Raw genomic sequence first — 15522 nt, forward strand, 5'->3', positions numbered from 1 at the left:
CCTTCAGTGGTGTTGCATCCCCTTCGCCGGCATGCCAGAAGAAGGGGCAGATGCTCTCCCGACGCGTCCCGGTTGTAGGGCCAGAGGCTGACGTCATGCGGAGAAGTCGTATTTTTTTATTATTATTCGGCCAGCGCCGCGCGGGTCGGCAAGCCTTCGCTGTCGCCGATGGCCTGGATCGCCAGCGAGCCGATTTTGTTGCCGCGTTGAACCGCCTGTTTCAGCGTTTTGCCTTCCAGCAGGGCGCTGAGGGTGCCGACGGCAAAGCCGTCACCTGCGCCCACGGTATCCACCACGTTGTCGACCTTGACCGCAGCCACTGCCGCTTTATCGCCGGCGGCGGTTTTAAACCAGGCGCCGTCCGGGCCGGTTTTGATGATCACCGCCTGCACGCCGCGCTCCAGATAGAAATCGGCGATGCCTTCCGGCGTCGATTGGCCGGTGAGGATCTGCCCCTCTTTCAGCCCCGGCAGCACCCAATCGGCGGCGAACGCCAGCTGGTTGAGCTGCTCGATCATCACCTCGCGGCTGGGCCACAGCACCGGGCGCAGGTTGGGGTCGAACGAAATGGTTTTGCCCAGGGCGCGCATTTCGCGCGCCGCATGGTGGCACAGCGCCAGCGATTGGCTGGACAGCGCCGCCGCTACGCCGCTCAGGTGCAGGTGGCGCGCTGAAGCGAAATACTCACGGTTGAAATCGGCGACCGACAGGTGGCTGGCCGCCGAGCCTTTGCGGAAATACTCCACGCTGGGATCGGTACCATCGGTGGTTTTGGACTTCACCTGAAAACCGGTCGGATACTGGCCGTCAACCGTGACCTGCCGGTAGTTGATGCCCTCTTTTTTCAGCTGCTGCAGGGTGAAGCGGCCGAACGAGTCGTTGCCGACGCGGCTGACCCAGCCGACGTTCATGCCCAGGCGCGCCAGGCCGATCGCCACGTTCAGTTCGGCGCCGGCGATGCGTTTGGTGAAGGTTTCCACCTCCGCCAGATCGCCGGTCTGTGCCGCCACGAACATCGCCATGGCTTCGCCCAGCGTGACCACATCCAGGGGCGCCTGCTGCGCCGTCGTTGCCGTTAACGTTGTCATCATGGGGTTACTCCGCACGCAAAATATTGACGTAATGGCGGGTGACGGCTTCCAGATCATCGCCCTGCAACGGGAATTCGATGCCGCGCGGCGCGTCGTGCGGCAGGCGGGCCAAGAGATCGCGCCAGCTGCCGTCGGTATCGTCCAGCGCCACGGCGCGCCAGCCGCGTGGGCCTTGGGTGGCGGCTTTGACGTGCACGTAACCGACGTGACGGGCCAGGCGATCGGCGGCGGCGAAGGCGTCTTGTCCTACCCACAGCCAGTTGGCCATATCGAAGGTCATGCTGACCGGCAGGTGGCTATCTTCCGCCGCATGGAAAAAGGCGTTCAGCATCGACAAAATGCCGCAGTCCGGCGTCTGGTCGTTTTCTACCACCAGCTTGACCGGATGTTGTTCCAGCGCCACTTTCAGCTCGGTAAAGTCGAAGCCGGGGCGGAAATGGCCGAGGGACAGCTTCAGCTGGCGCGCATTCAGCGCCTGTGCCTCCGCCAGCAGCGCCGGCAGGTTGGGGTTCAGCGTATGTTGCGGGGTGAACAGCGCCTCAGGGGCGGAATAGACGGAGAACAGTTGCTGGCGCTCGATCTCCTGCGCCAGCGCCGGCAGACTGTCCAGCTCGCCGGCGGCGAACAGTTCGCGGCGGATCTCGACGCCGTCGGCGCCGGCACCGGCGATGAGGGGCAACAGCGCGCGCTGGCCGCCGTGTTGTTTGACGGTATCGGTGCCGTAGGCGCCGGTGACCACGATGATTTCTGTTTTCATTTTGACTCCTGAGGCGGCATTGTCGCCGCCGCTGCTGTTACCGATACGTTAAATGGAACCGGTTCCAGCGGAAAGCGACAGAGTGTAAAAATATGATCGCAATCACGAAGCTGAGCAAAAAACAGCCGATGCGGAGGGGCGGTCAACGGCCCATGGGAAAGTCAGTCAGCGGGTGGTGGAGCCGCGGACGATCAGCTCGCCGGAGAACATTTGATCGCCACTGGGGGCGGCCAGGCCCTGAATGCGCTGCACCAGCCGCTCCAGCGCCGCGTGCCCCATTTGGTAGGTGGGCTGCTTCAGCGTGGTGATGCCGACGCCCGCCAGCTCCGCCCACTCCAGTTCATCAAAGCCCAGCAGGCCGATGTCGTTACCCCACTGGATGCCCAGCCGGCGCATGGCGCGCGCCACCTGCAGCGTCAGGGCGCCATTGGCGGAGATCACCGCCTTGCGCATGCCGCGATGGCGGCCGCTGAAATCGCTCAACACTTGCTCCAGCTTCTGCCGATCGTTGAGCGGCGTTTCGGCCTGCTCCGCCAACAGCGCGGGGTGCTGCGCCATGGTATGCCTGAAGGCGTGCAGGCGTTCCAGACGGGTGTTGACCGTGCCGAGCGGCTCGCTGAGGAACAGGATCGCTTCGAAACCTTGTTGCAGCAGATGTTCGGTGGCGACGGTGGCGGCTTCGCGGTTGTTCAGGCCCACCACGTCGCAGGCGAAGTCGGGGATCTTGCGGTCGATCAGCACCATCGGCAGCATCGACTGTTGCAGCGTGGATAAGGCTTCCTCGCGCATGCCGACCGCGTTGACCACGATGCCTTCCACCCGATAACTGCTGAGCAGCTGCAGATAGTGCTGCTCCTGATTGACTTCGTTGTTGGTGTTACACACCAGCAGGGTAAAACCGTGTTGGCGACAGGCGGCTTCAATACCGCGCATCACGTCCACCGAATAGGGGTTGGTGATATCGGCGAGGATCAGGCCGATCAGGCGGGTCTGGCCGCCTTTCAGGCTGCGCGCCATCTGGCTTGGCCGGTAGTCGAGCTGCTGAATGGCCTGTTCGATGCGCTGTTTGAGATCGTCGGAAAGCAGGTGCTGTTCACCATTCAGATAGCGCGACACGCTGGTCTTGCCGGTTTTGGCGATGCTTGCCACATCGCTGATGGTGGCGCGTCCTGAGGCGCGCGTTGCCTTGCCTGTGCTCACAGCCGATCTCTCCCGCGGTTAATTGCCAAGGAGACTACCATACCCGATGTGCGAGCGGGAATGTTGAAGGATAAGGAGAAAGTCGGGAGGAAGCGGCGGGGCGTCGGTTGCGCCCCGCACGGGATTACTGCAGCGGGCTGAGGGTGATCTCGACGCGACGGTTCTGCGCCTTGCCTTCCGCGGTGCTGTTGGAGGCGATCGGGTTGTCCGGGCCGGCGCCGGTGGTGCGAATACGGTTCGCCGCCACGCCCTGAGTGATCAGCGCGCTGGCTACGCCGTCGGCGCGCTGTTGCGACAGGTTCATGTTGAGCGAGCGAGAACCGGTGCTGTCGGTGTAGCCGACCACGTTGACCGCGGTTTTCGGATACTCTTTCAGCACCATGGCGACGCCGGTCAGGGTGTTGGCGCCCGCCGGTTTCAGCGTGGCGCTGCTGCTGTCGAAGGTCACGTTGTTCGGCATGTTCAGCACGATGTTGTCGCCCTGGCGGGTGACGCTGACGCCGGTGCCTTTCATCTTATCGCGCAGTTTGGCTTCTTGCACATCCATGTAATAACCCGCGCCGCCGCCGAGCGCCGCACCGGCCGCCGCGCCGATCAGCGCGCCTTTGCCGCGATCTTTCTTGGAGGAGGACAGCACGCCGACGCCGGCGCCCAGTGCGGCCCCGAGGCCTGCACCGATACCGGATTTACCGACTTCGGATTCGCCGGTGTAAGGGTTGGTGGTACAGGCCGACAGGGTGAGCGCTACGCTCACTGCGCCGGCAATAATGGCAATGCGTTTTTTCATGTTCTTGTCCTTAATGGCATCAAAATCTGTACGCGCCGGCCCAAAACGGGGGCGCAAAAAATGGGCGCCGCGGGAAGCCCGCGCCACCGCGCTACTATGACGCGCTGGTTCGCCGGCAGTTCCGGAGAAAAGCGTGACAAATGATGAGCGCGGGGGAGTGCTGGGGGGTGTTATGCGACAAAATGCCGGGCGGCGCCATGCAGCGGATTCCTAATTGCGCGCCGCCGGGGTGTGAATGCGCCTTTTTTAACCGCAACCGGTTGAATTTTCGATTGCCGGCCAGTTCATGATCAGCGTATAGGCCAGGGTTTCGTCGTTGAACAGGCGCTGCGTCACCTGAAAACCGTGCTTGTGGTAGAACGCGCAGGCGCGCAGGTTCTGCTGATAAACCTCCAGGCTGAGCCGGCGGTAGCGCTGCTGCACATGCGCCATCAGCGCCTGGGCGACGCCGCGGCCGTGGAACGCCCGATCGACGAACAGCGCGCCGATGAACTGCTCGTCCAGCACGCTGATAAAGCCGACGATCTCGTCGTCATGCCAGCAGGCCCAGCTTTGCGCGCGCGGCAGGTAGTTTTCTCGTACCAGCGCGGCGCTCTCGCGCCAGTATTTTTCCGCCACGAACGGATGGGCGGCGATGGTGCTGGGCAGCCACAGCGCCATCAGCCGGTCGATATCCTCCAGGCCGCTGGGGCGGATCACCGTGGCTTTGGGTAGCACATGCACCCCGTCAGGTGATCGTTCACCAGCCCGCTGGCCTGCATGAAGGCGTAACAGATGGTGGAGCCGATAAACTTGAAGCCGCGCTTTTTCAGCGCCTTGGACATGGCGTCGGACTGCTCGGTTTTAGCCGGGACCTGGCTTAGCGCTTGCCAGCGGTTGAGCTGCGGTTGGCCGCCGACGAAATCCCAAATGAAGGTGACGAAATTCTCCCCGGCCTCCTCCATCGCCAGATAGGCCCTGGCGTTGGTGATAATGGCTTCTATCTTGCCGCGATGGCGGATGATGCCGCTGTCCTGCAGCAATCGTTCCACGTCCTGCTCGCTCATGGCGGCGACCCGCTGCGGATCGAACTGGTGGAAAGCGCGGCGGTAGTTCTCGCGCTTTTTCAGCACGGTGATCCAGGAAAGGCCGGCCTGTTGCCCCTCCAGACAGAGCATTTCAAACAGCTCGCGCGCGTCGGTGGTGGGCGCGCCCCATTCCTTGTCGTGATACTCGAGATACAACGGATCGGCCGTCACCCAACCGCAACGTTCGTCTGCCATCCTGAATGTCCTTATGCTGTATTTATGAACAGTAATCATCGCTCGAAGCGGCGAACTTGGCAAGCCTCTGATTGTTTTGTCATCAGCCCGCTTGACGTGACGGAAAAGCCGACAATAGTTACTACATGGCCGGTGGAAAACCGGTCAACGATAAAAACGATATTGCCTTCATTTGCAGGCTCTCAGGAGTCGATTCATGCCTCTAAAAATAACGTGCATGCCCCGCCCGGCGGCGCTTGCAGTGGCGCTACTTTGCAGTGTGACCCTTCCGGCTCAGGCGTATGACCAACTCTACGTCTTTGGCGACAGCCTGAGCGATACCGGCAACAACGGCCGGTTCACCTATGACGGCAGCCAGCATCTGCTGTACGACGAGGCGTTGGCGCAGCGCATCGGCGCGGCGCTGGTGGCTTCGGACAACGGCGGTGAAAACTATGCCGCCGGCGGCGCCGTGGCGGTGCCGGGCCTGAATCCGGTCGATAATACCCAGGATCAGGTGCAGCGCTATCTGAACCGGGTTAACGGCCAGGCCGATGGCGACGGTTTGTACATTCATTGGATCGGCGGTAACGATCTGGCGGCGGCGGCGTTGAACGCCGCGACCGCACCCGGTGTGGCCTATAACAGCGCGGCGGCCGCCGCCGCGCAGGTGCATTCGCTGCTGAACGCCGGCGCCGGCACGGTGATCGTGCCGACGGTGCCGAACATCGGCTCCACGCCGCAGCTGATGGAGTTGATCATTCAACAGGCACTGTCTCCGGTGCAGGGGGCGGCAATCCAGGCGGCCTACGCCACGCTCAATTCGCTGGCGACGCCGGACAACGCGTCACGCACGCAGGCGATCCACGCGGCGTTGGCCGCTGCGGCGAAGCAGGGCAGCGCCATTCCTCAGGTGCAGCAGGCGATCGCCACCCAGCTCATCGCGGCGTATGACAGCCTGAGCGCGCAGGCCGGTCAGCTGACCGATTTCTATAATCAAAGTGAAGACCGTTTGCTGGCGCAGGGCGGCGGCAATATCGTGCGGGTGGACGTCAACAAACTGTTTGCCGAAGCGATCGCCAATCCGGCGCAGTTCGGCTTCGCCAACACCGCCGGCATGGCTTGTCCGCCGGGCGTTTCCTCGGCGGTCTGCCGTTCCGACATGCCCGGCTTCGATGCCAGCCAATCCTATCTGTTCTCCGACCACTTCCACCCGAGCCCGCAGGCGCACCTGCTGATTGCGGATTATATCCAGGCGGTGTTGGATGGCCCGGCGCAGGTGGTGGCGCTGAATCAGGCGACGGCGGCGATGGCGCGCGACAGCCGCGCCACGCTCGACAGCCGCTTCCAGCAGCTGCGCCACGGCGAAAACCCGCAGGGCTCGCTGGGCGTGTTCGGCGGTTACGCCGGCCAGCACTACGACTATGCCGATAACCGGGCGGCGGGGGACGGCAACGCCACCACCCACAACCTGACCGTCGGCGTGGACTATCAGCTGACCGACGGCTGGTTGATCGGTGCGTTGATCGCCGGTTCCAACGACGATCAGCATCCTTCCAGCCGTTATGATTACAAGGCGCGTGGGCTGCTGCTGTCGGCCTTCAGTTCGCTGGCGATATTCGAGCACGGTTGGGTCAACGCCGATCTGCACTATGCGGCGATGGATTATGACGATATTCGCCGCAGCATGCGGCTGGGGCCGCTGACGCGTACCGAAACCGGTTCGACTTCCGGCAAGCAGTGGGGCGCGCGCGTGACTGCCGGCTATGACTTCCCGATCGCTTCTTACCTGACCACCGGGCCGGTGGCGCAGTTCGCCTGGGATTACAGCCGCGTTTCCGGCTACAGCGAAGACGGCGATGACAGCACCGCCATGCGCTTCAACGATCAAACCTACCACTCGCAGATTGGTGCGCTGGGCTGGCGGCTGGATACGCAATTCGGCGTATTTAACCCTTATGCGGAAGTGAGCTATCAGCATCAGTTCGGCGACGACGTCTACCGCGCCGGCGGTGGCCTGAAATCGACGCAAACCTCGTTTACCCGCGACAGTGCGGGCCAGGACAAAAACTGGGTGGATGTCACGCTGGGGGCCAACATGCCGCTGACGGACAGGGTATCGGCCTTCGCCACCGTCTCGCAAACCGGCGGGCTGAGCAGCGGCGAGCAGTTTATGTATAACGTCGGCGTCAGCGCGCGTTTTTGAATGGATTGCCTGCAGAGCGCGTTTGCCAAAGGCGCGCTAAATGGCAATGCGTAAGCGATACGTTCGTATAAGGGAAGCTAATTAAGAGGAAGCGGACGGGAATTAATTATGCGGGCCGTCATGACGCTGACGGAAATACAAAAAAAAACTGATCCTATGAAAGGATCAGGTAGCCACTTGGCCAACACCAGGGAAAATTTTAATTATTATTGTATAACCAAAGATTAACTGTCAATGGGTTTCTGTGGCTCATTGTTGGCGTATTACATATCCGCTTGTTTCTCCTCGAGTCGCTGCATCGGCCCGTCGCGTGATATCGCCTTATTTTTCACGATATAAGAAATAATTTGGCGCTTAGTCACATTATCTGCCGGTGAGGCGAGTTTTTTAGTTGATAAAATTAACAAAAATAACATTGGCGTAACTTTGCCCTGTGGCAAATATAAGCATGTGTGCATTTCAATCTGCGTAAATAGGGTTGATGAGAACAGGTGCTGTGGGCGAATAAGTGACGATTTAAGCAACGATTAGTCTCGTTTTTTGTTAAGTTATTCTAATGTTTTTGGCGGGCCGTATTTTCGCCACGTTCGTCGCCGGTGAAATAAGCCGGCTAACCGGCGTCCTGTCCTGCGCGCGCCGCGCGCGAAAATCCAGCGCTTCTCGCCCCGATTCGCACTTGTTGCCGGATTCTGGCTGTATATCTTACGGTCAACGGGTATACTGGCTCATTCCATCTAAATCCACTTGTATCGCGTGCGAATTCAACATGCAAAAGTTTGATACCAAGACCTTCCAGGGCCTGATCCTGACACTGCAGGATTATTGGGCGCGCCAGGGCTGCACCATCGTTCAACCATTGGACATGGAAGTCGGCGCGGGAACCTCACACCCGATGACGTGCCTGCGTGCACTGGGGCCGGAGCCGATGGCCGCCGCCTACGTGCAGCCATCCCGCCGTCCGACCGACGGCCGCTACGGCGAAAACCCGAACCGTCTGCAGCACTACTACCAGTTCCAGGTGGTGATTAAGCCATCGCCGGACAACATTCAGGAACTCTACCTGGGCTCGTTGAAAGAGCTGGGTCTGGATCCGACCATCCACGACATCCGCTTCGTGGAAGACAACTGGGAAAACCCGACGCTCGGCGCCTGGGGCCTGGGTTGGGAAGTGTGGCTGAACGGCATGGAAGTGACGCAGTTCACCTACTTCCAGCAGGTCGGCGGCCTGGAGTGCAAGCCGGTAACCGGCGAGATCACCTACGGTCTGGAGCGTCTGGCGATGTACATCCAGGGCGTGGACAGCGTGTATGATCTGGTGTGGAGCAACGGCCCGCTGGGCGTCACCACCTACGGCGACGTGTTCCACCAGAACGAAGTGGAGCAGTCCACCTACAACTTCGAATACGCCGACGTCGACTTCCTGTTCTCCTGCTTCGAGCAGTACGAGAAAGAGGCCCAGTCGCTGCTGGCGCTGGAAAAACCGCTGCCGCTGCCGGCCTACGAACGCATCCTGAAGGCGGGTCATACCTTCAACCTGCTGGACGCGCGCAAGGCGATTTCGGTGACCGAGCGTCAACGCTACATTCTGCGCATCCGCACGCTGACCAAAGCCGTTGCCGAAGCCTACTACGCTTCCCGCGAAGCGCTGGGCTTCCCGATGTGCAACAAGAAGAACGAGAACTAAGAGGCAGCCATGACTCAACAGACTTTCCTGGTGGAAATCGGCACGGAAGAGCTGCCGCCGAAGGCTCTTCGTTCCCTGGCGGAATCTTTCGCCGCCAACTTCACTGCCGAGCTGGATAACGCCGGCCTGGAACACGGTGAAGTGAGCTGGTTCGCCGCACCGCGCCGCCTGGCGCTGAAAGTGGCCAACCTGAGCGCGGCGCAGGCCGATCGCGAAATTGAAAAACGCGGCCCGGCGATCGCTCAAGCGTTCGACGCCGAAGGCAAACCGAGCAAAGCGGCCGAAGGCTGGGCGCGCGGCTGCGGCATCACCGTCGATCAGGCTGAACGCCTGGTGACCGACAAGGGCGAGTGGTTGATGTACCGCGCCCACGTCAAAGGCCAGTCGGCGCAGCAACTGCTGGCCGGCATGGTCAGCACCGCGCTCGGCAAGCTGCCGATCCCGAAACTGATGCGCTGGGGCGATTCTGACGTGCAGTTCGTGCGTCCGGTGCACACCGTCACGATGCTGCTGGGCGCCGATCTGATCCCGGGCACCGTGCTGGGCATCGACTCTGCGCGTACCGTGCGCGGCCACCGCTTCATGGGCGAAGCCGAGTTTACCCTCGACAACGCCGACCAATACCCGCAGATCTTGCTGGAGCGTGGCAAAGTGGTCGCCGACTATGAAGCGCGTAAAGCGCTCATCAAGCGCGACGCCGAGCTGGCGGCGCAGAAGATTGGCGGCAAGGCCGATCTGAGCGACAGCCTGCTGGAAGAAGTGGCCTCGCTGGTGGAATGGCCGGTGGTGCTGACCGCCAAATTCGAAGAGAAATTCCTGGCGGTGCCGGCGGAAGCGCTGGTGTACACCATGAAGGGCGATCAGAAGTATTTCCCGGTGTACGACGCCGCGGGCAAACTGCTGCCGAACTTTATCTTCGTGGCCAACATCGAGTCGAAAGACCCGCAGCAGATCATCTCCGGTAACGAGAAGGTGGTGCGTCCGCGTCTGGCCGACGCCGAGTTCTTCTTCAACACCGACCGCAAGAAACGTCTGGAAGACAATCTGCCGCGCCTGGAAACCGTGCTGTTCCAACAGCAGTTGGGCACCCTGCGCGACAAGACCGATCGCATTCAGGCGCTGGCGGGCTGGGTTGCCGGCCAGATCGGCGCCGACGTCAACCACGCCACCCGTGCGGGCCTGCTGTCGAAGTGCGACCTGATGACCAACATGGTGTTCGAATTCACCGACACCCAGGGCGTGATGGGCATGCACTACGCGCGCCACGACGGTGAGGCGGAAGACGTCGCCGTTGCGCTGAACGAGCAGTATCAGCCGCGCTACGCCGGTGATGCGCTGCCGCAGTCGCTGGTGGCTTGTTCACTGGCGATCGCCGACAAGATGGACACCCTGGCCGGCATCTTCGGCATCGGGCAGCATCCGAAAGGCGATAAAGACCCGTTCGCGCTGCGCCGCGCCGCGCTGGGCGTGCTGCGCATCATCGTCGAGAAAAACCTGCCGCTGGATCTGCAGACTCTGACCGAAGAGGCCGTGCGCCTGTACGGCAGCAAGCTGACCAACGCCAAAGTGGTCGATGAGGTGGTGGAATTCATGCTGGGCCGCTTCCGCGCCTGGTATCAGGAAGAAGGCCACGCGGTCGATACCATTCAGGCGGTGCTGGCGCGCCGTCCGACCAAGCCGGCCGACTTCGACGCACGCGTCAAGGCGGTATCCCACTTCCGCACGCTGGACGAAGCGGCGGCGTTGGCTGCGGCCAACAAACGCGTCTCCAACATCCTGGCCAAATCTACCGAAACGCTGAACGACAGCGTGCGCGCCTCGGTGCTGAAGGACGCGGCGGAGATCCAGTTGGCGACCCACCTGGTGGTGCTGCGCGACAAGCTGCAGCCGTACTTCGCGGCGGGCAACTACCAGGAAGCGCTGGTGGAACTGGCTGCGCTGCGTGAGCCGGTGGATGCGTTCTTCGACAACGTGATGGTAATGGCGGACGATGCGGAAGTGCGCGTGAATCGTCTGACGCTGCTGAGCAAACTGCGAGAACTGTTCCTGCAGGTGGCGGATATCTCCGTACTGCAGTAAACGGCTCTGTGCTGTGAAAAGGCGCCTGCGGGCGCCTTTTTTATGGCTGGCGTAACTGTTTGATACCGGCTGCGGTCAAGCGATAGCGTTGTAAACGGCTCTTGGGCTTATCCGGTAGCGTCATTTCAATCCAACCGGCATTCAAGGCCGGTTGGAGATAGCGTTCGCGGAAAGATTTTCGATCCTGCAACTGTAGAACATTCTGGAGTGCTTCTCGCGACATCTCACCTTGCAGCGTCGCCAGCAAGTCAGCGACTTGGGGGGTGACTTGGGGGGTGACTTGGGGGGTAATACTCAGCTCAAGCGCTTTTAGAATCATTTCCAGCATGAATTCAACGAAGGGTGAACAATCGGTTTTTTGGTTGCTGGCATTCAGCGCTTGGTAATATCCGGACTGGTTATCATGCACCAGGCTCTCAACCGGCACGTTGGCGAACAACGGATCCCAGCGTGACAAAATCAGCGTTTGCCACAACCGTCCCATGCGGCCGTTTCCATCGGCAAACGGGTGGATGAATTCGAATTCATAGTGAAATACGCAGCTGCCGATCAGCGGTGGCAGATCGGTTTGTTGCAGCCAGATGAGCAGTTGGCGGATCAGCAACGGTACGCGTTCCGCCGGGGGAGCCATATGGATCACGACGTTGCCGTTCATCACGCCGACGCCGCTCTGACGATAGCGGCCGGCATCAGGTAGCAAGCTGTTCATCAGCATCCCATGTGCGGCAAGCAGATGGCGTTCATTTTCGGGATGCCAATGATTCAGGTTGGTATAGCAATGGATGGCATTCATCGCTTCCTGAACGTCTCGCGGAGGGGCGATGACGCGTTTACCTGCGATGATAGCGGTGATCTGCTCTTCGCTCAGGGTATTGCCTTCGATCGCCAACGAACCTTGAATGGTGCGGATCCGATTGATGCGCCTTAGCTGCAACGCATGCTCTTGTTCCGCTTGCATTGTCAAATGGGCCAACGCTGCCCCTACGTCTGTCGCCAGATGCAGAATGGAGGGGGTGATGGTCAACGGCGGTTGATAAGAGGACATGAGCAAGTTGGCCCGGCGATAAACGTTGGAAAAGTGTACCATGCGTACGTGGTACACGCAGTACGCCGTTTTTAACCAGACAATGTTCACCGCAAGCGGAATCGCGTATCGGAACGCCGCCAGTTGATCTATTCTTATAGGCGCACGGAGTGCAGAAAAAGGGGCGGAGTCCAATGAAAAAGCAGGTTTATAACAGGAGTTATGTCACATGGCGGTAGGGATCCAGAGCAGAGTTTTCGCGCGTTGGTTGGCACCGGTATTGGCATTGTTGGTGGTCATGCAATTGACCGCCTGCGGCGATAAAGAGCCGGAACAGCGCAAAGCATTCATTGATTACTTACAGAATACCGTGATGCGCAGCGGGGCGAACATCCCCACGCTGAGCGAAGACCAGAAACAGAAGTTCGGCAACTATGCCGGCGATTACGCGATTTTGGTCGGTTTTTCCCAGCAGTTGTCCAAATCGGTCGGCGCCAGCCTGACGCCGGCGCTGGACCAGATTAACCAGATCCGCACCGCGCAGGACTACCTGAACAAACGCGACGCGCTGCAGCAATCGGTCGGAGCATTGAACCTGCTGGGCCAGCAGATCCAGTCCGCCAAATCGCAGGCGGATACCGCCCGTGCGGCGCTGAAGCAGCCCGACGATCTGAAGGCGGTGTACAACCAGGCCTATGACAAGATCGTCACCGCGCCGGCCAACGCCCTGATGCCGGCGATCCCGACCACCGCCAGCTTCGTGCAGGATCTGGTGCAGGTTGGCGATTTCCTGCAGAGCCAGGGCAATCAGGTCAGCTTTAACAACAACGGCGTGCAGTTCCGCACCGCGCAACAGGTGGCGCAATACAACACCATGATGTCGAATCTGGTGGCTAAACAGCAGAACCTGGTGAACGCGCAGAAAACCATTCAAAGCGTGACGCAATAACGCCCCCGCGCACGAGAGACAGGCCGGCATTGCCGGCCTGTTTTATTTCCCCCCTCAGCGTTTCCAATAACTTGCTGGCTTATTGCGCAGGCTTCTGTACTACACTTCAATTAATCCATTCATTAGGCAATGTAGTTTTCTTTCACTCATCACTTCGCTAGTTCCCGGCGGGATGAGTGCTCACAGGGAAGATCAAACAGCGCGTTGTTATCGGGCGCGGCGGTCAAAAATAAATTGTGATGTTTGTCACAATTTAAAAACAAAACACCAAGTTAAAAATGTGATGCGCATCACTTTATTGCGGGTTTTAAGGCGATTTCTTTCTCACTGTGCTTTTCTTACACGCCATAATTGTGATCGGCATCACTATAAGTGGTGGTTTGTTGGGGTGTTATATGTGATTTGTATCACAAAAAATTCGTGAAGTTCGCGTGACAAAAACAGCGTGATAGAGTCCGTTTCGCATACAGCGGCAACACGGCTGGATCGTCACAACAATAATCACGCGCTCTATTGTCAGCGCGTAACAATAGGGGTGTGTTTTATGTTTTCACCAGACATCAAGGTTAAAGTGCAAAACTTTGGCCGCTTCCTGAGCAACATGGTGATGCCCAACATCGGCGCCTTTATCGCCTGGGGGATTATCACCGCACTGTTCATTCCAACCGGCTGGCTGCCGAATGAAACCTTAGCCAAGCTGGTCGGCCCGATGATCACCTACCTGCTGCCGTTGCTGATCGGCTACACCGGCGGGCGACTGGTAGGCGGCGATCGCGGCGGCGTAGTCGGCGCCATCACCACCATGGGCGTCATCGTCGGCGCCGACATGCCGATGTTCCTCGGCGCGATGATCGCCGGCCCGCTGGGCGGCTGGGCTATCAAGCACTTCGACCGCTGGGTGGACGGCAAGATCAAAAGCGGCTTTGAAATGCTGGTGAACAACTTCTCCGCCGGCATCATCGGCATGTTGCTGGCGATCCTGGCCTTCCTGGGCATCGGGCCGCTGGTGGAGGTGCTCTCCAAACTGCTGGCGGCGGGTGTGCACGTGATGGTGACGAACAACCTGCTGCCGTTGGCGTCCATCTTCGTTGAACCGGCGAAAATCCTGTTCCTGAACAACGCCATCAACCACGGCATCTTCTCGCCGCTGGGCATTCAGCAGGCCACGGAAGCCGGCAAGTCGGTGTTCTTCCTGATTGAAGCCAACCCAGGCCCGGGCATGGGCGTGCTGATGGCCTACATGTTCTTCGGCCGCGGCAGCGCCAAGCAATCCGCCGGCGGTGCAGCGATCATTCACTTCCTGGGCGGCATCCACGAAATCTACTTCCCGTACGTGCTGATGAACCCACGTCTGCTGCTGGCGGTGATCCTGGGCGGCATGACCGGCGTCTTTACCCTGACGATGCTGAACGGTGGCCTGGTGTCTCCGGCTTCCCCTGGGTCGATTCTGGCGGTGCTGGCGATGACCCCGAAAGGCGCCTATTTCGCCAACATTGCAGCGGTGTTCGCAGCCTTTGCCGTCTCCTTCGTGGTGTCCGCTTTCCTGCTGAAAACCTCCAAGGTGAAAGAGGATGACGATCTGGAAGCCGCGACCCGTCGCGTGCAAGAGATGAAATCGCAGTCCAAGGGCGGCGCGGCAGCGCCGGCGGCGGTCGATGGCGATCTGAGCACCGTGCGCAAAATCATCGTCGCCTGCGATGCGGGCATGGGCTCCAGCGCCATGGGCGCCGGGGTGCTGCGCAAGAAAGTGGCCGACGCCGGGCTGAAGAACATCTCGGTGACCAACAGCGCCATCAACAGTCTGCCGGACGATGTGGACCTGGTGATCACCCACCGCGATCTGACAGAACGCGCGATGCGCCATGCGCCGCAGGCCCAGCACATTTCACTGACCAACTTCCTCGACAGCAAGCTGTATGGCGATCTGGTCGAGCGTTTGCTGGCGGTGAATACCGCTGCCGCAGCGGCCCCGCAGAGCGGCGCGCACGCGGCTGCAGAGGCCGGCGAACAGGGGCTGTTCAAGCTAAGCGAGAGCAACGTGTTCCTCAACCTGCAGGCCAGCGACAAAGAGCAGGCGATCCGTTTCGCCGGCGAGCAGCTGGTGAAGGGCGGCTACGTTGAGCCGGAATACGTGCCGGCGATGCTGGAGCGCGAAAAGCTCACGTCCACCTACCTGGGCGAGTCGATCGCCGTGCCGCACGGCACCATCGAGGCTAAAGACCGGGTGCTGCGTACCGGCGTGGTGTTCTGCCAATACCCGCAGGGCGTGCGCTTCGGCGATGAAGAGGACGAAGTGGCGCGCCTGGTGATCGGCATTGCCGCGCGCAACAACGAGCATATCCAGGTGATCACCAGCCTGACCAACGCGCTGGATGACGAGAGCGTGATCGAGCGGCTGGCTAATACCACCAGCGTCCAGGAAGTGCTGGACCTGCTCGGCGGCAAAAAAGCCGGATAACAGAATCATTTTAAAGGGTGCAGCTTGCTGCACCCTTCGACATTAA

General features: G+C 60.3%; 12 protein-coding genes. 5 read left to right on the forward strand and 7 right to left on the reverse strand.

The genetic code is table 11. The annotated features are described in order from the left end of the window. Positions 1-122: 122 nt before the first annotated feature. From ATE40_RS20980 to ATE40_RS21005, 6 genes are all read right to left on the reverse strand, one after another. Positions 123-1088: a sugar kinase gene (locus tag ATE40_RS20980; protein ID WP_025160293.1), complete on the reverse strand. Its 966-nt coding sequence runs from the start codon at positions 1086-1088 to the stop codon at positions 123-125. 7 nt (positions 1089-1095) lie between these two features. Next, a complete protein-coding gene (locus tag ATE40_RS20985) occupies positions 1096-1848 on the reverse strand; it encodes a sugar phosphate isomerase/epimerase family protein (protein ID WP_063918271.1) in 753 nt (250 codons plus the stop codon). A gap of 165 nt (positions 1849-2013) precedes the next feature. Then, entirely contained in the window at positions 2014-3048 is a 1035-nt protein-coding gene (locus ATE40_RS20990) for a LacI family DNA-binding transcriptional regulator (RefSeq protein ID WP_019455513.1), read from the reverse strand. Positions 3049-3172: 124 nt separating this feature from the next. Beyond that, positions 3173-3835 carry an OmpA family lipoprotein gene (locus ATE40_RS20995; protein ID WP_016929583.1) on the reverse strand — a complete coding sequence of 221 codons (663 nt, stop codon included), beginning with the start codon at positions 3833-3835 and terminating at the stop codon, positions 3173-3175. A gap of 246 nt (positions 3836-4081) precedes the next feature. Beyond that, positions 4082-4534, reverse strand: a complete 453-nt coding sequence (locus ATE40_RS21000) for an N-acetyltransferase (protein ID WP_063918270.1) — start codon at positions 4532-4534, stop codon at positions 4082-4084. Further along, a complete protein-coding gene (locus tag ATE40_RS21005) occupies positions 4531-5097 on the reverse strand; it encodes a DNA-3-methyladenine glycosylase I (RefSeq protein ID WP_019455515.1) in 567 nt (188 codons plus the stop codon). Before ATE40_RS21005 ends, ATE40_RS21000 begins: the two co-directional genes overlap by 4 nt. 196 nt (positions 5098-5293) lie before the next feature. On the opposite strand from ATE40_RS21005, the gene ATE40_RS21010 reads away from it, so the two are divergent. The 3 genes from ATE40_RS21010 (at position 5294) to glyS (ending at position 11045) form a co-directional block, all read left to right on the forward strand. Further along, the gene (locus ATE40_RS21010; RefSeq protein WP_025160292.1) at positions 5294-7282 is read left to right on the forward strand and encodes an autotransporter domain-containing esterase; all 1989 of its coding nucleotides are present in this window, start codon (positions 5294-5296) and stop codon (positions 7280-7282) included. Between the two features lie 766 nt (positions 7283-8048). Further along, positions 8049-8966 (forward strand): glycine--tRNA ligase subunit alpha, encoded by a 918-nt coding sequence (glyQ, locus tag ATE40_RS21015; protein WP_004933966.1) that lies wholly within the window; start codon positions 8049-8051, stop codon positions 8964-8966. Between the two features lie 9 nt (positions 8967-8975). After that, the gene (glyS, locus tag ATE40_RS21020; RefSeq protein ID WP_019455517.1) at positions 8976-11045 is read left to right on the forward strand and encodes a glycine--tRNA ligase subunit beta; all 2070 of its coding nucleotides are present in this window, start codon (positions 8976-8978) and stop codon (positions 11043-11045) included. Positions 11046-11085: 40 nt separating this feature from the next. On the opposite strand, the gene ATE40_RS21025 is transcribed toward glyS, so the two are convergent. Beyond that, positions 11086-12147 (reverse strand): Fic family protein, encoded by a 1062-nt coding sequence (locus ATE40_RS21025; RefSeq protein WP_244889055.1) that lies wholly within the window; start codon positions 12145-12147, stop codon positions 11086-11088. Positions 12148-12298: 151 nt separating this feature from the next. On the opposite strand from ATE40_RS21025, the gene ATE40_RS21030 reads away from it, so the two are divergent. Beyond that, a complete protein-coding gene (locus ATE40_RS21030) occupies positions 12299-13018 on the forward strand; it encodes a DUF3053 domain-containing protein (protein WP_019455519.1) in 720 nt (239 codons plus the stop codon). Positions 13019-13562: 544 nt separating this feature from the next. Then, a complete protein-coding gene (locus ATE40_RS21035; RefSeq protein WP_063918269.1) occupies positions 13563-15476 on the forward strand; it encodes a PTS mannitol transporter subunit IICBA in 1914 nt (637 codons plus the stop codon). The last annotated feature ends 46 nt before the right edge of the window (positions 15477-15522 follow it).

This window comes from Serratia surfactantfaciens (assembly GCF_001642805.2).
GTDB lineage: Bacteria > Pseudomonadota > Gammaproteobacteria > Enterobacterales > Enterobacteriaceae > Serratia > Serratia surfactantfaciens.

Bases quoted from the DNA above. Each gene is read 5' to 3' on its own strand.
- ATE40_RS20980 (WP_025160293.1), bottom strand. From the start codon at position 1,088: ATGACAACGTTAACGGCAACGACGGCGCAGCAGGCGCCCCTGGATGTG.
- ATE40_RS20985 (WP_063918271.1), bottom strand. From the start codon at position 1,848: ATGAAAACAGAAATCATCGTGGTCACCGGCGCCTACGGCACCGATACC.
- ATE40_RS20995 (WP_016929583.1), bottom strand. From the start codon at position 3,835: ATGAAAAAACGCATTGCCATTATTGCCGGCGCAGTGAGCGTAGCGCTC.
- ATE40_RS21005 (WP_019455515.1), bottom strand. From the start codon at position 5,097: ATGGCAGACGAACGTTGCGGTTGGGTGACGGCCGATCCGTTGTATCTC.
- ATE40_RS21010 (WP_025160292.1), top strand. From the start codon at position 5,294: ATGCCTCTAAAAATAACGTGCATGCCCCGCCCGGCGGCGCTTGCAGTG.
- glyQ (WP_004933966.1), top strand. From the start codon at position 8,049: ATGCAAAAGTTTGATACCAAGACCTTCCAGGGCCTGATCCTGACACTG.
- glyS (WP_019455517.1), top strand. From the start codon at position 8,976: ATGACTCAACAGACTTTCCTGGTGGAAATCGGCACGGAAGAGCTGCCG.
- ATE40_RS21030 (WP_019455519.1), top strand. From the start codon at position 12,299: ATGGCGGTAGGGATCCAGAGCAGAGTTTTCGCGCGTTGGTTGGCACCG.
- ATE40_RS21035 (WP_063918269.1), top strand. From the start codon at position 13,563: ATGTTTTCACCAGACATCAAGGTTAAAGTGCAAAACTTTGGCCGCTTC.